At 63.9% G+C, this 18860-nt stretch carries 18 protein-coding genes; 13 read left to right on the plus strand and 5 right to left on the minus strand.

What is annotated here, in order from left to right; all coding sequences use genetic code 11:
* Positions 1-11: 11 nt before the first annotated feature.
* Positions 12-1037, minus strand: a complete 1026-nt coding sequence (locus tag ACMUJL_RS15135; RefSeq protein WP_375573088.1) for a DUF2125 domain-containing protein — start codon at positions 1035-1037, stop codon at positions 12-14.
* A 75-nt stretch (positions 1038-1112) separates the two neighbouring features.
* Here ACMUJL_RS15135 and ACMUJL_RS15140 point away from each other — a divergent pair, with 75 nt between their 5' ends.
* The 3 genes from ACMUJL_RS15140 to ACMUJL_RS15150 all read left to right on the plus strand — a co-directional run bounded on the left by ACMUJL_RS15140 (position 1113) and on the right by ACMUJL_RS15150 (position 4595).
* On the plus strand, positions 1113-1658 hold the full coding sequence (locus ACMUJL_RS15140; protein ID WP_375573881.1) for a gamma-glutamylcyclotransferase: 546 nt from the start codon (positions 1113-1115) through the stop codon (positions 1656-1658).
* Positions 1659-1727: 69 nt separating this feature from the next.
* Positions 1728-2948: a biopolymer transporter ExbB gene (locus tag ACMUJL_RS15145; RefSeq protein WP_068290479.1), complete on the plus strand. Its 1221-nt coding sequence runs from the start codon at positions 1728-1730 to the stop codon at positions 2946-2948.
* Positions 2949-2951: 3 nt separating this feature from the next.
* The gene (locus ACMUJL_RS15150; RefSeq protein ID WP_068290481.1) at positions 2952-4595 is read left to right on the plus strand and encodes a peptidoglycan -binding protein; all 1644 of its coding nucleotides are present in this window, start codon (positions 2952-2954) and stop codon (positions 4593-4595) included.
* A gap of 24 nt (positions 4596-4619) precedes the next feature.
* On the opposite strand, the gene ACMUJL_RS15155 is transcribed toward ACMUJL_RS15150, so the two are convergent.
* The 3 genes from ACMUJL_RS15155 to gloB form a co-directional block, all read right to left on the minus strand.
* Positions 4620-5585, minus strand: coding sequence for a M23 family metallopeptidase (locus ACMUJL_RS15155; RefSeq protein ID WP_375573085.1), 966 nt, complete (start codon positions 5583-5585; stop codon positions 4620-4622).
* Entirely contained in the window at positions 5585-7912 is a 2328-nt protein-coding gene (gene clpA / locus ACMUJL_RS15160; protein ID WP_068290485.1) for an ATP-dependent Clp protease ATP-binding subunit ClpA, read from the minus strand. The genes ACMUJL_RS15155 and clpA overlap by 1 nt, the downstream gene beginning before the upstream one ends.
* A 161-nt stretch (positions 7913-8073) precedes the next feature.
* Positions 8074-8841 (minus strand): hydroxyacylglutathione hydrolase, encoded by a 768-nt coding sequence (gloB, locus tag ACMUJL_RS15165; RefSeq protein WP_068290487.1) that lies wholly within the window; start codon positions 8839-8841, stop codon positions 8074-8076.
* A gap of 63 nt (positions 8842-8904) precedes the next feature.
* Between gloB and ACMUJL_RS15170 the strand changes: the two genes are divergently transcribed.
* The 8 genes from ACMUJL_RS15170 (at position 8905) to ACMUJL_RS15205 (ending at position 16235) form a co-directional block, all read left to right on the plus strand.
* The gene (locus ACMUJL_RS15170) at positions 8905-9657 is read left to right on the plus strand and encodes a class I SAM-dependent methyltransferase (RefSeq protein ID WP_068290489.1); all 753 of its coding nucleotides are present in this window, start codon (positions 8905-8907) and stop codon (positions 9655-9657) included.
* Positions 9658-10007: 350 nt separating this feature from the next.
* Complete coding sequence (locus ACMUJL_RS15175; protein ID WP_375573879.1) at positions 10008-10568, plus strand: F0F1 ATP synthase subunit delta; 561 nt, start codon at positions 10008-10010, stop codon at positions 10566-10568.
* Positions 10569-12107: a F0F1 ATP synthase subunit alpha gene (gene atpA / locus ACMUJL_RS15180; protein ID WP_068290491.1), complete on the plus strand. Its 1539-nt coding sequence runs from the start codon at positions 10569-10571 to the stop codon at positions 12105-12107.
* A gap of 12 nt (positions 12108-12119) precedes the next feature.
* On the plus strand, positions 12120-12995 hold the full coding sequence (locus ACMUJL_RS15185) for a F0F1 ATP synthase subunit gamma (protein ID WP_375573082.1): 876 nt from the start codon (positions 12120-12122) through the stop codon (positions 12993-12995).
* 17 nt (positions 12996-13012) lie between these two features.
* Positions 13013-14437 carry a F0F1 ATP synthase subunit beta gene (atpD, locus tag ACMUJL_RS15190; RefSeq protein WP_068290497.1) on the plus strand — a complete coding sequence of 475 codons (1425 nt, stop codon included), beginning with the start codon at positions 13013-13015 and terminating at the stop codon, positions 14435-14437.
* 12 nt (positions 14438-14449) lie between these two features.
* Positions 14450-14848 carry a F0F1 ATP synthase subunit epsilon gene (locus tag ACMUJL_RS15195; RefSeq protein ID WP_068290498.1) on the plus strand — a complete coding sequence of 133 codons (399 nt, stop codon included), beginning with the start codon at positions 14450-14452 and terminating at the stop codon, positions 14846-14848.
* Between the two features lie 155 nt (positions 14849-15003).
* Positions 15004-15708: an inorganic diphosphatase gene (locus ACMUJL_RS15200; RefSeq protein WP_416914330.1), complete on the plus strand. Its 705-nt coding sequence runs from the start codon at positions 15004-15006 to the stop codon at positions 15706-15708.
* A 176-nt stretch (positions 15709-15884) separates the two neighbouring features.
* Positions 15885-16235, plus strand: coding sequence for an H-type lectin domain-containing protein (locus ACMUJL_RS15205; protein ID WP_375573077.1), 351 nt, complete (start codon positions 15885-15887; stop codon positions 16233-16235).
* A gap of 16 nt (positions 16236-16251) precedes the next feature.
* Here ACMUJL_RS15205 and ACMUJL_RS15210 read toward each other — a convergent pair whose 3' ends face one another.
* Positions 16252-17268 carry a ribose-phosphate pyrophosphokinase gene (locus ACMUJL_RS15210; RefSeq protein WP_068290503.1) on the minus strand — a complete coding sequence of 339 codons (1017 nt, stop codon included), beginning with the start codon at positions 17266-17268 and terminating at the stop codon, positions 16252-16254.
* Between the two features lie 119 nt (positions 17269-17387).
* Between ACMUJL_RS15210 and ACMUJL_RS15215 the strand changes: the two genes are divergently transcribed.
* Positions 17388-17987, plus strand: coding sequence for a 2-hydroxychromene-2-carboxylate isomerase (locus tag ACMUJL_RS15215; RefSeq protein WP_068290505.1), 600 nt, complete (start codon positions 17388-17390; stop codon positions 17985-17987).
* Between the two features lies 1 nt (position 17988).
* On the plus strand, positions 17989-18828 hold the full coding sequence (locus ACMUJL_RS15220) for an alpha/beta fold hydrolase (protein ID WP_375573074.1): 840 nt from the start codon (positions 17989-17991) through the stop codon (positions 18826-18828).
* The last annotated feature ends 32 nt before the right edge of the window (positions 18829-18860 follow it).

Below are 18860 nucleotides of genomic sequence, written 5' to 3' on the forward strand. Positions count from 1 at the left end.
CGGCACCGGGCCTAGCGCAGCACGAAAACGGGGCTTTCCATCACCGGAACGGGGCCGATCCAGATCAGGCCACGGCTGAAATCCAGCGGAATGTCGATCCCGTCATTCCGACCGGCCAGAAGCGACAGCGCCCGTTCCAGCGTGTCGGCCACACCTTCGGGCAGTTCGCCCGAGGCGCGGGCCATCGCAAGGATCTCGCGCCAGTTCTGGGCCTTGACGGTCATCCGCCCGGTTGCCTCGCCCGCGGCATCGATCTCAAGCTCGCCCGCCGCCTTCAGCTCAAGCTCGCCCCAGCGCGCCTCGGCCAGGCGCAGCGCGATCTGGCGCGGTTGCGGACGCGCTTCTTCCACCGCGCGGCGATCCCATGGACGGTCAAACCCAAGGGTCACATCCGCGCGCAAGGCATCCAGGGTGCGCGGCAGCCGGTCCATGGGGTCGATGCGATGCCGCAGGGCCAGATCGGGGGCGAAACCTTCGGCGGACAAGGCGATTCGATAGCGCGTCGCGCCTTCATCAGGGGCTGTGGTGGCGGGCTGCCCATCCGGGCCAAGCCGTTCGGCGGCGATGCGCAGGGCGCTCATCGCCGTGCCGGTGCCATCGCTTGCGCTGATCTGCAGGGTATCGGCGACCAGCCGGATCCGGTCGGGCGCAATATCGGTGCTGGGCCACAGCACGACACTGGCCTGCATTGCGGCCTGGGTGATGTCGAACTTGCCAAGGGGCGTTGCGACATGCTGCAGGTCGGGCCAGACGGCGATCACGTGGTTCGGCTTGTAGCTGAGCGCCAGGATCTGGAAGAAGGGCGCGGTCCAGGCCCAGCCCGTTTCGGGATCGGCAAGGGCGACCTCGGTCATCGTGACGTCGAAACGGTTGGGAAAGCCCTGCACCTCAAGCGCCGCATGGTCGGCGACCCAGCCTTCGGCGCGCCGGTCCGCGAACCAGTCCTCGAAGGCGCTGCGCGTGGTCGATGACCCGTAGATCCAGTAGCCGGACCACAGCGCGGCCGAGATGACGATCAGGAACAACAGTCGTTTCACGCGGCAGGCCCCCCTTTTCACTGCGCCTGCCGTGGTGTTTACAGGGGTGCAAATGGAAGGACCAGTAGCGCCATGATGTGGGTGTTCGGATATGGATCACTATTGTGGAATCCCGGCTTCGATGTCAGCCGGTCGGTTCTGGCGCGCCTTTCGGGATATCATCGCAGTTTCTGCATGCGCTCGATCCATCACCGCGGCACGCCTGAGGCGCCTGGACTGGTGCTGGCGCTTGATGCCGCGGCGGATACGGAATGCCACGGGCTGGCGCTGGGCGTGCGTCCCGATCAGGCCGATGACGTTCTGGCCTATCTGCGCGAACGCGAGCTGATCTCTTCTGCCTATGTCGAGCGGATGCTCAGGGTCGATCTTGCCGATGGCACCAGCGTCGAGGCGGTGACCTATGTGATCGATCCCGACCATGTCCAGTATTGCGGTGGCCTGCCGCTGGAGGAGCAGGCACAGATCATCGCGCAGGCCGTGGGTGGGCGTGGTCCGAACACGGAATACCTGCACAACACGGCGGCGCATCTGGCCAGCCTGGGGATTGCGGACCCCGATCTGGCCTGGCTGGACGGCAGAGTGCGCGATCTGACCCGGATTAGGACGCATCAACGGGGATAACCCCTTGGCAGTCTGGGGTTCAGCCCCTAGGATCAAACCCAAGAACAAACAGTGTCAGGAGCCGTCCGCATGGACATGCCGGACCGCGAGGCCGAGCCGCAGTTTTCGCAACCCCTGCGCCAGATCGTGTCGATGTTGCTGGTATTGGGTCTGGCCGCATTCGTGATCGTGCTGGCCCTGCCGCGCGTGCTGCCGGTGTTCGAGGCAAACCCCTACCTGAACGGGTTCATCCTGTTCGTCTTCGTGATCGGTGTGCTGGCCTGTTTCCTGCAGGTGGCGCAGCTGATCACATCGGTCCGCTGGATCGAGGCCTTCGCCAAGGGCCGTGCGGATGGGCGGGTGGCGCCGCGCCTTCTGGCGCCGCTGGCCGCCTTGCTGCGGACGCGCGGCGCGAGGATGCAGATCGGGGCCAGTTCGACCCGCTCGATCCTCGATTCCGTGGCGACGCGGATCGACGAGGCGCGCGAAATCACGCGCTACATCGTCAACCTGCTGATCTTTCTGGGCCTTCTGGGCACGTTCTACGGGCTGGCCACGACCGTGCCCGCGCTGGTCGACACGATCCGCAGCCTTGCCCCGCAGGAAGGCGAGGAAGGCGTTGCCGTGTTCGGACGCCTCATGGACGGGCTGGATGCGCAGTTGTCGGGCATGGGTGTGGCCTTTGGATCCTCGCTTCTGGGTCTTGCCGGATCGCTGGTGGTCGGGCTGCTGGAACTTTTCGCAGGCCATGGGCAGAACCGGTTCTACCGCGAACTGGAAGAATGGCTGAGCACGATCACCCGCGTCGGGTTTTCCTCGGGCGAGGGTGAAGGCGCGCCGGACCAGGGCATGCTGGTGCAGGTGGTCGACGGGATGGTCCAGCAGATGGAAACCGTTCAGGTGCTGCTGGAACAGGCCGAAGCCACCCGCGCGGCAACGGATGCGCGCCTGGAGCGGCTGGGTGTGGTCATCGATGGGCTCAATGAAACATTGGGCGCCGGGGGCGGGCAGCAATCCGAACTGACGGCTGCCTTGCTGCAGCTGGCCGAGGGGCAAGAACGGCTTGCCGCGGCCCTGTCCGTGCAGGAACGTGGCGAGGGGCTGGACGCCGAAAGCCGCATGCGCCTGCGCTCGATGGATGTGCAACTTCTGCGGATCCTCGAAGAGATCAGCGCCGGGCGGCAGGATACAATGTCGGAACTGCGCACCGATCTGGCCGCCCTGACCCGCGCGATCGAACAGTCCCGCCCAAGGCCTGCGACAGCGCGGCCGCTGGGGGGCGTTCTGGGCAACAAGGGCGAAGGGGGCTGATCCATGGCCCTGTCGCGCCGCACCGGGCAAAGGTTCCAGGCCTCGATCTGGCCGGGTTTCGTCGATGCGATGACCGGTCTTCTGCTGGTGCTGATGTTCGTGCTGACCATCTTCATGGTCGTGCAATTCGTGCTGCGCGAGACGATCAGCGGTCAGGAAACCGAGCTTGACGCGCTGGGCGCCGAAGTGGCGGCGCTGGCGCAGGCGCTGGGGCTGGAACAGCGGCGCAGCGCCGATCTGACGACCCGGCTGGGCCAGCTTGACGCGACGCTGGGCGATGCCCGCGACCAGATTGCGCAGCAAGAGGCGCTGATCCTGTCCCTGCGTGGCGAGCGTGACGCCGGTTTGGCCGCGCTTGAGGCTGCGCAGAGCCGGATCACCAGTTTCGAGGCGCAGGTCGCCGCGCTGCTGTCCGAACGCGATGCCGCACTTGGCACGGTGGCCGAACTCGAGGCCGAACAAGGGCGGCTTCTGTCCGAGCAGGAGGCGCTGAACCTTGCCTTGGCGCAGGCGCGTTCGGAAATCGACGCGGGTGTCGAGGCCGCGCGCCTGGCCGCCGCCCGCCGCGAGGCGCTGGAGGCGCTGATCGCGGATCTGCGGGCCGAGCAGGCCGAAACCGCGGCCCAGGCGCAGGCCTTGAGCGGTCAGGTTGATGCGTTGCAGGCGCAATTGTCCGAGGAGGAGGCCGCGCGGCTTGCCGAGGCCGCCGCCGCCGAGGCGTTGCGCGCACGGTTGCAGGATGCGGACACCGAATTGACCGCGATGACGCTGGCGCTGGAAGAACAGCGGCGCCGCGCCGAGGAAACCCTGACCCTGCTGGCCGCAGCGGAAGCCGCACGCGATGACCTGCAGGCGCAGCTTGGCGCGCGGATGACCGAGGCCGAGCGCGAAGCGGCCCTTTTGGCACAGGCGCAGCGGCTGCTGGCCGAGGAACAGGGCAAATCGACCGAGGCGCAGCGCGCCCAGGCCCTTCTGAACCAGCAGGTCGCAGCGCTGCGCAACCAGTTGGGCCAGTTGCAGGCCTTGCTGGATGACAGCCAGGAACGCGAAGCCGCCGCCTCGATCCAGGTGCAATCGCTGGGGTCCGATCTGAACGCGGCGCTGGCGCGCGCGGCTGCCGAAGAACGGCGCCGGCGTCAGCTTGAAGAGGCCGAGCGCCTGAGGCTTGAGGCCGAGGCGCAGGATCTGCAGAAATACCGCTCGGAATTCTTTGGCCGTTTGCGCGATCTGCTGGGCAATCAGCCGGGTGTGCAGGTGGTGGGCGACCGCTTTGTGTTCGCCTCCGAAGTGCTCTTTCCGCCGGGCAGCGCGACATTGTCGGACGCGGGGCAAGGCGAGGTGGCAAAGGTGGCCCAAATCCTCAGCGCCGTGGCCGATGACATTCCCCCGGGCATCGACTGGGTGATCCGCGTCGATGGGCATACCGACAACGTGCCGCTGTCGGGGCAGGGGGAGTTCGCCGACAACTGGGAACTCAGCCAAGCGCGGGCGCTTTCGGTCGTGCGCTACATGTCCGGCAGCCTTGGCATTCCGCCGGATCGCCTCAGCGCGAACGGGTTTGGTGAATACAATCCCGTCAACACCGCCAATACCGAAGAGGCGCGCGCCCAGAATCGCCGGATCGAGCTGAAATTCACCGAAAAGTAAGGGTGTGGGTGGGCGTTGGCGCGATCACTCGACCCGCAGGACAAGGCTGCGTGACCCCAGCGACAGGCCATCCCGCATCAGGCTGACGCTTGCGGCATAATCCCCGGCGGGCCAGCCCTGCGCGGGTGTCTTGCGGCCAGCGGCGCGGAAAAACTGCGCCTGGTTGCGGTCGATCGTTTCGCTGTGATCGGTGATCGTGCCGCCGGGCCCGGTGATGGTCAGCCGCATCACATCGCCTTGCCGTCCTCCGAAGGCATAGCCCCAGACAACCAGCGCAGGTGCGTCGCTGGCCATGGTATCCAGGCCCGCGGTGCCCGCCTTGATGCTGTCATAGGCGGGGATGCCGGTTGCAAAACCCGCGTTCAGCAGCGCGCCGGGCGCATAGGCGATGGGCGCGGACCAGAGGGTTTCGGTATCGGGCGCGCCGCAGGTGATCTGGCCATCGGGATCGAACGGATCGACGACCTGTCCGTTGCGGCGCAGCGCGATATGGACATGGGGAAATTCGGTATTGCCCGACAGGCCGACAAGGCCCAGGGGGGTGCCGGTCTCGACCATCTGCCCCCTCGTTACGGTGACCGAGCCCTGCATCAGGTGGCAATATTGCGTCTCCCAGCCGTCGGCGTGGCGGATCACCACGCCATTGCCGCAATCGCGGCCCTCGATCTGGGCGGCTGTCTCGGGTGTCAGACCCGTGTCGGGCATCCCGTCGCGCAGGGCGGTGACCTGACCGGGGGCCGAGGCCAGAACCGCAACGCCCGCCTGCATCGCGGCCAGTGAGGGCAGTGCGAAATCCGTCCCGGTATGGGTGTCATAGCTCAGCCCGCTGCAGGTGAAATCCTGTGCGCCGGGGCCGGGGTCGTGATCGACGTATTGCTGAATGAAACAGGTCTGTCCCAGGCTGCAGTCAATTGGCAGGCCCAAAGTAAAGGCCCCCGCACTGGCTGGCAGTGCGGAGGCCATGATCAGCGGCAGCAGTGCTGCGCGCATCAGTCGGCGGTCAAAAGCGGCGGCTTGTTGCCGGACAGGCGCGCCTGCTCCGGCCCGGCGATCTGCAGATCGATCTCGCCATTCTTCAGTGCCACGCGCACCACGCCACCTTTGGTCAGCTTGCCGAACAGCAGTTCTTCGGCCAGCGGCTTCTTGATGTATTCCTGGATCACGCGGCCCAGCGGGCGCGCGCCCATCTTGTCGTCATACCCCTTGTCGGCCAGCCATTCGGCGGCAGGCTTGGTCAGTTCGATATGGACGTTGCGATCCATCAGCTGCGCTTCAAGCTGCAGCACGAACTTCTCGACCACCTGCATGATCACCTCTTTCGGCAGGGCGCCGAAGCTGATGACCGCGTCCAGACGGTTGCGGAATTCCGGGGTGAAGGTCCGTTCGATCGCGGCGGTGTCCTCGCCCGTACGCTTGTCCCGGCCGAACCCGATGGCGGCCTTGGCCATGTCGGCGGCGCCCGCGTTCGAGGTCATGATCAGGATCACGTTGCGGAAATCCACCTTGCGGCCGTTGTGATCGGTCAGCGTGCCGTGGTCCATCACCTGCAACAGGATGTTGAACACATCGGGATGCGCCTTTTCGATCTCGTCCAGCAGCAGCACGCAATGGGGATGCTGGTCGACGCCATCGGTCAGCATGCCGCCCTGATCAAAACCGACATAGCCCGGAGGCGCGCCGATCAGGCGGCTGACCGCATGTTTCTCCATGTATTCGGACATGTCGAAGCGCAGCAGTTCCACGCCCAGCGTATCGGCCAGTTGCTTGGCCACTTCGGTCTTGCCGACACCGGTGGGACCCGCGAACAGGTAGTTGCCGATGGGTTTTTCGGGCTCGCGCAGGCCGGCGCGGGCCAGCTTGATCGCGCTGGACAGGGCCACGATGGCATCGTCCTGGCCGAAGACCACGCGCTTGAGGGTCTTTTCCAGATCCTTGAGCACCTCTGCGTCGTCCTTGGACACGTTCTTGGGCGGGATGCGGGCGATCTTGGCCACGACGGCTTCGATCTCCTTGGCGCCGATGGTCTTGCGGCGCTTCGACTCCGCCACCAGATGCTGCGCCGCGCCGGCCTCGTCGATCACGTCGATCGCCTTGTCGGGCAGCTTGCGGTCGTTGATATAGCGCGCGCTCAGTTCCACGGCGGACTTGATCGCGTCGGCGGTGTAGCGGACCGAGTGATGTTCTTCGAAATAGGGCTTGAGACCCTGAAGGATCTTGACCGTGTCATCCACGGTCGGCTCGTTCACGTCGATCTTCTGGAACCGGCGCGACAGCGCGCGGTCCTTTTCGAAGTGCTGGCGGAATTCCTTGTAGGTTGTCGATCCCATGCAGCGCAGCTTGCCGCCCTGCAGCGCGGGTTTCAGCAGGTTCGAGGCATCCATCGCGCCACCGCTGGTGGCGCCCGCGCCGATCACCGTGTGGATCTCGTCGATGAACAGAACCGCATCGGGATGCGCTTCCAGTTCGTTCACCACGGCTTTCAGCCGTTCCTCGAAATCGCCGCGATAGCGCGTGCCGGCCAGAAGTGCGCCCATGTCCAGGCTGAAGATGGTGGTCTTGGACAGCACTTCGGGCGTTTCACCCTTGACGATCTTGCGTGCCAGGCCTTCGGCGATGGCGGTCTTGCCCACGCCCGGATCACCCACCAGCAGGGGGTTGTTCTTGCGGCGGCGGCACAGGACCTGGATGCAGCGCTCGACCTCGGAGGCGCGGCCGATCAGCGGATCGACATCGCCCTTGAAGGCCTTGGCGTTCAGGTCCACGCAATATTTGCCGAGTGCGGATTCCTTCTGGTCGGTCGCTTCGGTCGAGGAGCCTGTACTGGATTCCTCGGACTCGGTCGCGCCGGTCACCGGACGCGCTTCGCCATAGGCGGGGTCCTTGGCGACGCCATGCGCGATGAAGTTGACCGCGTCATAGCGCGTCATCTCCTGCTCCTGCAGGAAATAGGCGGCATTGCTTTCACGTTCGGCAAAGATCGCGACCAGCACGTTGGCCCCCGTCACCTCGGTCCGGCCGGAGGATTGCACATGGATCGCCGCGCGCTGGATCACGCGCTGGAACGCCGCTGTCGGAACAGCCTCGGAGCCTTCGATATCGGTGACGAGGTTGGACAGGTCGTCATCGATGAATTCCACCAGCGTGTTGCGCAGGTCGTCGGTGTCGACCGAACAGGCCTTCATCACGCGGTTCGCATCGGGTTCGTCGATCAACGCGAGAAGAAGGTGCTCGAGCGTTGCGAATTCATGTTTGCGGGCGTTGGCCAAGGCCAGCGCCGCGTGGATTGCCTGTTCGAGCGTGGTCGAGAATGAAGGCACAGCTGTGCTCCTCTTTGATCTGGGTCTGGCGCGGTTGTTGTCGCGTCAAACATGGCCTCATAGTCTTAAAGTGTGGTCTATATCGGGCGCTCTTCAAGTTTTTTCTTTGGCCCGGTGGTCACATTTTGTTCGACGTGTTCCCGATGCGTGAGGTTTCAGCATCAGAAACTGTCCTTGCGGCGGCGCACCTCGGTGAAAACGGTGACCGGATCGGCCCCGGACAGACCGACATTGGCCTGTATTTCAGGGCTGTCTGACCGCAGAAAGGGGTTTGTGGCGCGTTCTGTCGAAAGCAGGGAAGGGACGGTCGGGCGACCCTGTGCGCGCGCGGTTTCGATCTTTTCGACACGAGAGATAAGTGCGGCATTTCCGGGTTCAATGGTCAGGGCAAATTTCGCGTTCGAGGCCGTGTATTCATGCCCCGAACAGACCAGCGTTTCAGGCGGCAGCGCGGCCAGCTTGGCAAGGCTTGCGTACATCTGCGCGGGTGTGCCCTCGAACAGGCGCCCGCAGCCAAGGGCCATCAGGCTGTCGGCGGTGAACACGACGGACGAGGCGGGGAAATGAAAGGCGACATGTCCCAGCGTGTGACCGGAGACGTCCATCACGGTGCCGGTATCCGATCCGATGGTGATCGTGTCCCCTTCGGCCACGGCGATGTCCAGCGGCGGCAGGCGATGCGCATCGGCGGCTGCACCGATGACCGTGGCAGGATGATCCGCCAGCAAGGCCGCCAGCCCGTCGACGTGATCCCAGTGGTGATGGGTCAGCAGCACATGGCTCAGCGTCCAGCCGCGCTGTTTCAGCGCCGCGATGATCGGGGCCGCTTCGGGTACATCGATAACGGCGGTCTGTCCGGTCGCCTTGTCATGGGCCAGGAAGGCGTAATTGTCCTTGAGGCAGGGGATGGTGACGATCTCAAGGGGCATGGCGTTTCATCTTCCGCTTGTTAAGGTGGCCCTCTAGAGTGGCGGAACCAGAGGCGGACCGCAATGCATCTTGATGTGCAGGATCTTCGCAACTTCTACTACCGCAGCACGCTGGGGCGTGCGGCGCAGAAGGCCGTGCGCGATCAGATGCTGCGCATGTGGCCCGAGGCCAAGGGCCAGACCGTGGTGGGCTTCGGCTTTGCCGTGCCCTTGCTGCGGCCCTACCTGGACGAGGCGCGGCGCGTCACCGGCCTGATGCCGGGGCCGCAAGGGGTGATGCCATGGCCTGCGGGCATGCCCAATGTCTCGGTGCTGTGCGAGGAAACCGCCTGGCCGATCGAGACGGGGCATGTGGACAAGCTGGTGTTGCTGCACGGGCTGGAAACCTCGGAACAGCCTTCCGCGCTTCTCGAGGAGTGTTTTCGCGTCCTGGGACCGGGCGGCAGCGCCCTGTTCATCGTGCCGAACCGGGCGGGGCTATGGTCGCGGTCGGATGCCACGCCTTTCGGCTACGGCCGGCCCTATACGCTCAGCCAGCTCGAGGCGCAGCTCAAGCGGCACTCTTTCCTGCCTGAGCGGCATGCGACAACGCTGTATCAGCCCCCCTCGGACAAGCGGTTCTGGCGCAAGACCGCGAACTTCTGGGAGAACGCGGGCCTGCGGTTTTCGATGGTGCTGGCCGGTGGCGTCCTGATGGTCGAGGCGACCAAGCGCGTGCAGGCCTCCAGCGGGCCGGGCCTGCGCGAGGCGATGCGACGACCGCTGAATGTGCTGGACGGCCTGGGAAGCCCGAAGCCCGAGGTCAAACCCGCCTGAACCGCGCTTTTCGAACTTTCGGCGGGGTGATTCAGCGTGATAACGCTAACGCATGGGGTCGCCGCGACATGGGGTCTGCCGGGTTTTCGGGCACGGAATCGAAAATTCGGCGCGAAAAGATCGAATTTTTTTCGCACAAATAGCGCGCAAAGCGCCGCACCTTCGGTAAGTATCTGATATAAGGCCAAATTCCTTTCGACAGTTTGACTCTATAGCAGGTTGCTAGGTCTGGAAGGCTCTGCTACACCCACGCCGATTTTGATGCTTTGACGCGGGTCAGGGCAGGTTAACTTCCCCGGCGGTCCAGAGGGCCATCAAACGTCCGGGGTCAGAATATCGGAAGGGTGGACGTGTCCGAACCAGCTTCGATTTCCTCAGGCATCGCCGCGCGCTACGCGACGGCCGTGTTTGAACTGGCCAAAGAAAGCAAGAGTGTCGCCAAGATCGAGGCGGATCTCGATGCGCTCGAAGCCGCGCTGGCAGACAGCGCAGACTTCACGGCCTTGATCAGCAGCCCGGTCTACAGCCGCGAAGAGCAGGCTGCGGCCATTGCCGCGATCGCAAAGAAAATGGGCCTGACGCCCACGATGACGAATGTGCTGGGGCTCATGGCCTCGAAGCGTCGCCTGTTCGTCCTGCCGCAACTGGCCGCTGCACTGCGCAACGCCATTGCCGAGGACAAGGGCGAAGTGACCGCCGAAGTCACCAGCGCCAAGGCGCTGACCAAGGCGCAGTCGGACAAGCTGGCCAAGCTTCTGGCTGGCCGCACCGGCAAGACTGTCAAGATCAAAGCGGCCGTCGATGAAAGCCTCATCGGTGGTCTTGTCGTCAAGGTTGGCTCGAAGATGATCGACACTTCGATCGCATCGCGCCTCAACTCCCTCCAGAATGCAATGAAAGAGGTCGGATAAATGGGTATCCAAGCAGCGGAAATTTCTGCGATCCTGAAGGACCAGATCAAGAACTTCGGCCAGGAAGCCGAAGTGGCCGAGGTGGGTCGCGTGCTGTCCGTCGGTGACGGTATCGCCCGCGTCTTCGGTCTGGACAACGTCCAGGCCGGCGAGATGGTCGAATTCCCCGGTGGTATCCGCGGGATGGCGCTGAACCTCGAATCCGACAACGTCGGCGTCGTGATCTTCGGCTCTGACCGGGACATCAAGGAAGGCGACACCGTCAAGCGCACCAAGTCCATCGTGGACGTTCCGGTGGGCGACGAGCTGCTGGGTCGCGTCGTTGACGGCCTGGGCAACCCGCTGGACGGCAAGGGCCCGATCAAGACCGACAAGCGCGGCATCGCGGACGTCAAGGCGCCGGGCATCATCCCGCGCAAATCCGTGCACGAGCCGATGGCAACGGGCCTGAAATCCGTTGACGCCATGATCCCCGTTGGCCGTGGCCAGCGCGAACTGATCATCGGTGACCGTCAGACCGGCAAGACCGCCATCGCGCTGGACACGATCCTGAACCAGAAATCCTACAATGAAGCCGCCGGCGACGACGAAAGCAAGAAGCTTTACTGCGTCTACGTGGCCGTGGGCCAGAAGCGTTCCACCGTGGCGCAGCTGGTGAAGAAGCTGGAAGAGTCCGGTGCGATCGAATACACGATCGTGGTGGCCGCAACCGCATCCGACCCCGCGCCGATGCAGTTCCTGGCACCCTATGCCGCGACCGCCATGGCCGAGCATTTCCGCGACAACGGCCGTCATGCGCTGATCATCTATGATGATCTGTCCAAGCAGGCCGTGTCCTATCGCCAGATGTCGCTGCTGCTGCGTCGCCCGCCGGGCCGCGAAGCCTATCCCGGCGACGTGTTCTATCTTCACTCCCGCCTGCTGGAGCGTTCGGCCAAGCTGAACGAAGACTTCGGTGCAGGTTCGCTGACCGCTCTGCCGATCATCGAAACCCAGGGTGGCGACGTGTCCGCGTTCATTCCGACCAACGTGATCTCGATCACCGACGGTCAGATCTTCCTGGAAACCGAACTGTTCTACCAGGGTATCCGCCCTGCGGTGAACACCGGTCTGTCTGTGTCGCGCGTGGGCTCTTCGGCCCAGACCAACGCGATGAAGTCGGTCGCAGGCCCGGTGAAGCTGGAACTGGCGCAGTACCGCGAAATGGCGGCCTTCGCACAGTTCGGTTCCGACCTTGACGCCGCGACCCAGCAGCTGCTGAACCGTGGCGCGCGCCTGACCGAGCTGATGAAGCAGCCGCAGTATTCGCCGCTGACCAACGCGGAAATCGTCTGCGTGATCTATGCAGGTACCAAGGGTTACCTGGACAAGATCGCCGTCAAGGACGTCGGCCGTTTCGAAGCGGGCCTGCTCAAGCATCTGCGGACCAAGAACGCTGATCTGCTGGATTACATCACCAAGCAGGATCCGAAGATCAAAGGCGAGGCCGAGGACAAGATCAAAGCTGCGCTGGACGCCTTCGCCGCTGACTTCGCATAAGGGGAAGAGGCTATGCCAAACCTCAAGGACCTGAAAAACAGGATCGCGAGCGTCAAGTCGACCCGCAAGATCACCAAGGCCATGCAAATGGTGGCCGCCGCAAAACTGCGGCGGGCACAGGATGCGGCCGAGGCATCGCGCCCCTACACCGAGCGGTTCAACGCCGTGATGGCGGGGCTTGCGGCGTCGGTGGGCGGATCGGACAGCGCGCCGCGCCTTCTGGCGGGGACGGGCGATGACAAGGTGCATCTGCTGGTGGTCATGACCGCCGAGCGTGGCCTGTGCGGCGGGTTCAACTCGAACATCGCCAAGCTGGCCAAGCAGAAGGCGGCAGAGCTGCTGGCCAAGGGCAAGACCGTGAAGATCCTGACCGTCGGCAAGAAGGGCCGCGATCAGATGAAGCGCGACTATGCCAGCCACTTCGTCGGCCATGTCGACCTGACCGAGATCAAGCGCGTGGGCTATGCCGATGCGCAGGAGATCGCGCGCGGTGTTCTGGCGCGGTTCGATGCGGGCGAGTTCGACGTTGCCACGATCTTCTATTCGAAGTTCGTGAACGTGGTCAGCCAGATCCCGACGGCGCAGCAGATCATTCCTGCCAGCTTCACGGCGTCTGAAGCCGATGCCGCCAGCACGCTTTACGATTACGAGCCGGACGAAGAGGCGATCCTTGCCGATCTTCTGCCGCGCGGTGTGGCGACGCAGATCTTTTCGGCGCTGCTGGAAAACGGGGCGTCCGAACAGGGCGCGCGGATGTCCGCCATGGACAACGCAACCCGCAACGCCGGCGACATGATCGAGAAGCTGACCATCGAATACAACCGCTCGCGTCAGGCCGTCATCACGAACGAGCTTATTGAAATTATCTCGGGCGCAGAGGCGCTCTAAGGAACCGGAGACGAAACATGGCAAACGCAAAAGGCAAAATCACCCAGGTGATCGGCGCCGTTGTGGACGTGCAGTTCGGGGATCACCTGCCGGAGATCCTCAACGCGCTGACCACTGACAACAATGGCAAGAAACTGGTTCTGGAAGTCGCCCAGCACCTGGGCGAGGGCACCGTGCGCGCCATCGCCATGGACGCCACCGAAGGTCTGGTGCGCGGCCAGGAGGTGACCGACACCGCCGGCCCCATCATGGTGCCGGTCGGCAACGCGACCCTGGGCCGCATCCTGAACGTGACCGGCGACCCGGTGGACGAAAAGGGCGACGTGAACGCGGACGAGCATCGCCCGATCCACGCACCCGCCCCCGAATTCGCCGAGCAGTCGACCGAATCCGAAGTGCTGGTGACCGGCATCAAGGTGATCGACCTGCTGGCCCCCTACGCAAAAGGCGGCAAGATCGGCCTGTTCGGCGGCGCCGGCGTGGGCAAGACGGTTCTGATCATGGAACTGATCAACAACATCGCCAAGGTGCACTCGGGCTTCTCGGTGTTCGCCGGTGTGGGTGAACGGACCCGTGAAGGTAACGACCTTTACCACGAGATGATCGAATCCGGCGTTATCGTTCCCGATAACCTGACCGAATCCAAAGTGGCCCTTGTCTACGGTCAGATGAACGAGCCGCCGGGTGCGCGTATGCGCGTGGCGCTGTCGGGTCTGACCCTGGCGGAACAGTTCCGCGACCAGTCGGGTACGGACGTTCTGTTCTTCGTGGACAACATCTTCCGCTTCACGCAGGCCGGTTCCGAGGTGTCCGCACTTCTGGGCCGTATCCCCTCCGCCGTGGGTTACCAGCCGACGCTGGCAACCGACATGGGCGCGCTGCAGGAACGCATCACCTCGACCAAGTCGGGCTCGATCACCTCGGTGCAGGCGATCTACGTGCCTGCGGATGACCTTACCGACCCCGCGCCGGCAACGTCCTTCGCCCACCTCGACGCAACCACCGTTCTGTCGCGCGCGATTTCGGAACTCGGCATCTATCCCGCCGTGGACCCGCTCGACTCGACCTCGCGTCTGCTGGACCCGGCCGTGATCGGGGAAGAGCACTACAAGGTGGCCACCGACGTGCAGCAGGTGCTTCAGCGCTACAAGTCGCTTCAGGACATCATCGCCATCCTCGGGATGGACGAACTGTCGGAAGAGGACAAGCTGACCGTGGCACGTGCGCGCAAGATCCAGCGCTTCCTGTCGCAGCCCTTCGACGTGGCCAAGGTGTTCACCGGCTCTGACGGTGTGCAGGTTCCGCTGGAAGACACGATCTCGTCCTTCAAGGCGGTTGTGGCCGGTGAATACGATCACCTGCCCGAAGGTGCCTTCTACATGGTTGGCGGGATCAAGGACGTGATCGCCAAAGCTGAACGCATGGCCGCAGACGCGGCCTAAGGGAGGGCCGAAATGGCTGAGACCATGCAATTCGACCTCGTCAGCCCCGAGCGCCGCCTGGCCTCGATGCAGGTTGCGCAGGTGCAGATCCCGGGGGCCGATGGCGACCTGACAGCGATGCCCGACCACGCACCGCTGATCACGACGCTGCGCCCCGGCGTGCTGCGCGTGAGCGGCCCGCAGGGTGACGCGGCCTATGTCGTGACCGGTGGCTTCGCCGAAATCTCGGGCGAGGGGACTTCGGTTCTGGCGGAAAAGGCGATGCCGGTTGCGGAAGCGACGGCAGCAGATTTCGACGCGCTGATCGGTCTGGCCACCGAGGCCGCTGCCAAGGCAGCAGCCGATGGAAAGGACGCAGCCGACAAGCTGCTGGCCGATCTGCAGGCCCTTCGGGGCGAAGTCGGCGTCTGATCGTCGGACACATTACCTGAAAAGGCCCTGTCGCAAGACGGGGCCTTTTTTCTTTGATGGGCCCGCTGTCTGTCGGCATCAGGCGTTCCAGGTCAAACGTTGCTGAGACGTTACATTGGCCTCCTAGGGTCCGCTCCATAATCATGGAGCTTGTGATGACCAAGAAACTCTGCACCACCCTTGCGGTTCTGGCGATTGCTGCAACACCGGCATTGGCCGATTCCGTCGGAAATTTGGCATATGCGCAGACCACGCCCGTTGCCGGAGCGATGACCATCAAGGACGATCTGACCATTGTCGGGACCGAAGACCTGATGACCATGTTGCCGGTCAATGCCGACGGCACGGTCCGCGCCATCGTCGAGATACCGACGGGGACATCCGCCAAATGGGAAGTCAGCAAGGACGATCCCAAGGCGATCTATTGGGAAATGCGCAAAGGCGCACCGCGCGTTGTCAATTATCTGGGCTATCCCGGCAATTATGGCGCCATTCCCGGAACGGCCCTGCCGAAAGAGCTGGGCGGTGACGGTGACCCTCTGGATGTGATTGTTCTGGGGCAGGCCGTGCCGCGGGGTGAGGTTGTGGACGTGCGCCTGATCGGCGTTCTGAAGATGCTGGATGACGGCGAGCAGGACGACAAGCTGATTGCCGTGCTCACGCAGGATTCACCCTTCGCCGAGATCCGGAGCATGGGGCAGCTTGACGCAACCTTTCCGGGGGTGAGCCAGATCATCGCGCTCTGGTTCTCCAATTACAAAGGCCCTGACGGCGGCATGGAAAGCCAGGGTTTCGCCGATGCCGAGGTGGCGTCCGGCGTTCTGGAGGCTGCGATGAAGAACTATCAGGCCGCGCGCTGACATCACGCAGAACATCGCGACGCGACGCTGGGCCCTGCCTGATGGCAGGGCCTTTGTGATCCTGTCGGATCAGTTGCGCGAAAGGCTTCGGTCTTCTTTCACCTGATCGTTGCATTTTTCTGGTCTGCGACCGCCTTGTTCTGGCAATAAGGGCGCATCAGGACCACAGAGGCTTCATGCGGCGTTTCAGGAACAATTCAATCGGTGTCGATCAGGGCGAGATGGTCCTGTTTTCGGATTTCGAACACGATGGGGACATGTGGACCGGCGAGGGGCCGCGCCATATCCGCAGTTTCGTGCTTTTCCGCGAAGCATTCGTCACGCCGCCGGTCGTCCATGTGGCCATGAGCATGTGGGACATGTCCAACACGGCGAATTCGCGGGCCGACGTGCAGGCCGGGGACATCAAGCCCGAAGGTTTCGCGATCGTCTTCCGCACTTGGGGCGACAGCAAGGTGGCCCGCGTGCGGGTCAGCTGGATGGCCATCGGCGAGCGTTACGAGCCCGACGACTGGCGCATCGACTGATTGGTGCTGTCGCCTGTCAGAGCTTGAACGTGCCCTCGTAGATCGGGTCCAGCGTCTCTGTCTCGAACAAGGAAGACACGGATGTGCCGTTCCAGATGTTCAGGATCGCCTGCGCGAACATCGGTGCTGTCGGCACGATCCGGATATTCGGCGCGCTCTTCACGGCTTCGGGCGCTTCGATCGAGTCGGTGATCACCAGGGATTTCATGACCGATTTCGTGATGCGTTCGACAGCCGGGCCGGACAGGACACCGTGGGTGATGTAGGAATGGACCTCGTTCGCGCCATTCTCGATCAACACCTCGGCGGCCTTGCACAGGGTGCCGGCGGTGTCGCAGATGTCATCGACGATCAGGCAGGTCTTGCCTGTCACGTCACCGATCACGGTCATTTCCGCCACTTCGCCGGGCTTCTCGCGGCGCTTGTCGACGATGGCGAGCGGGGCATTGATCCGCTTGGCCAGTTCGCGCGCCCGCGCCACGCCGCCCACGTCCGGCGAGATCACCATCAGGTCGTTCATGCGGCCCGCGAAATGCGCCTTGATATCCAGTGCGAAGATCGGCGAGGCATAAAGGTTGTCCACGGGGATATCGAAGAAGCCCTGGATCTGGGCTGCGTGCAGATCAAGGGTCAGCACGCGCTCGATCCCGGCCTCGACCAGCATGTTGGCGACCAGCTTGGCGCTGATCGGGGTGCGCGCCTTGGTGCGGCGGTCCTGCCTTGCATAGCCGAAATAGGGGATCACGGCGGTGATCCGCGCTGCCGACGACCGGCGCAGCGCGTCCGACATGATCAGCAGTTCCATCAGGTTGTCATTGGCCGGGTTCGAGGTGGACTGGATGATGAACATGTCCTCGCCGCGTACGTTCTCGAAGACTTCCACGAAGATCTCGCCATCGTTGAACCGTTCGATCCGTGCGTCGACCAGACCGACGGAAACCCCGCGATGTATCGACATGCGCCTTGCGATCGCCTTGGCAAGCGGCAGGTTGGCGTTGCCCGAAATCAGTTTCGGTTCGGTGATGGATGGCATGGCAGCGGTTCCTCTGCGGGGGGGCATCCGCGCAGGGCGGATGACAGATTCGTGACGTTGACACTGCCTATCATCTCGTTACCGTCGGGCAAAGCGATGCAGGCAAAGGAAACGCGCAAATGGCCCATATCGATTATTTTTTCACGGTTCTTTCCCCTTACGTATATCTGGCAGGAACCCGGCTCGAGGCAATCGCGGCGCGTCACGGGGCCAGCATCACCTATAAACCCGTCGATGCGGGGGCTGTATTCGCCCGGACGGGCGGCGTGGCCCTTGCCGACCGGCATCCGTCGCGCAAGGAATACCGCGCGCAGGAATTGCCGCGCCAGGCGCGGAAACTGGGCATGAATTTCAACCTGCAACCGGCGCATTGGCCGGTGAACCCGGCGCCCGCCTCCTATGCGGTGATTGCGGCACAGGCGGCAGGCGGTGGCGATCTGGGCGCGCTGGTGCACAGTTTCGGTCGCGCTTGCTGGTCCGAACAGCGCGACATCTCGCAGGACGATGTGGTGCGCGACTGCCTGACCGCCGCGGGTTTCGATGCGGGTCTTGCCGACAAGGGCCTTCTGGCCGGGGCTGAAACCTATGCCGCCAACCTCGAGGAAGCGGTGTCGCGCGGTGTCTTTGGCGCGCCCTTCTACCTTGTGGACAGCGGGCAGCGGTTCTGGGGTCAGGATCGGCTTGAGGATCTGGACGCGCATCTGGCAGGCAACCTGTGACATGACGCAGGACGTCAGGGGCGGCGTGCCGACCCATTGGATCAAGACGGGCGGCGGGCCGCGCCAGAGCTTGCTGATACATTGCTCGCTGGGTCATGCGGGGGGCTGGTCACGCATGGTCGCCAAACTGGACGATCTTGTCACGGCCATCGCCTATGACCTGCCCGGCCACGGGCGCAGCGCCGATTGGGACGGGGTCAGCGATATCCAGGGCGTGAGCATGGCCATGGCCATCGACCTGCTGGAAGACCAGGCGAAGGGTCGCCCCGTCGATGTGATCGGCCATTCCTTCGGGGGCACCGTGGCCTTGCGGCTGGCGGTCGAACGCCCCGATCTTGTGCGTTCGCTGGTGCTGATCGAACCCGTTTTCTTTACGGTGGCCATGGTGGACCGGCCCGATCTGAGGGTCGGGCAGGATCCGCACATGATGCAATATCGCAAGGCCCTTGCCGCGGGTGACCGCGATGCGGCGGCACAGGCCTTCACATCGATCTGGGGTGACGGGCGCGGCTGGGAACGGCTGCCCGAAAGCCAGCGCAAGGCCATGGCCGCACGGATCCACCTGATCGAGGCCGGAGCGCCCGCGATCTATGGCGATTGTGCGGGGATGCTGTCAGGTGGCAAGCTGGAGCAGATCGCCTGTCCGGTTCTGCTGATCCGGGGCGGTGACAGCCCCGAGGCGATCGGCGTGATCAACGACGGATTGGCCCGCCGCATTCCGGGCGCGATCCAGCTTGATATCGAGGGCGCAGGTCACATGGCGCCGATCACCCATCCCGAGGCGGTGGCCGAAGCCATCCGTGCCTTCTGGGTGCAGGTGCCGGTTCAGGAACCCGCCTGACGGCGGGTGCGCGCCGCGCGGGGATATTTGAG

The sequence above is a fragment of the Seohaeicola sp. genome (assembly GCF_048006315.1).
In the GTDB taxonomy this organism is placed as follows: domain Bacteria; phylum Pseudomonadota; class Alphaproteobacteria; order Rhodobacterales; family Rhodobacteraceae; genus Seohaeicola.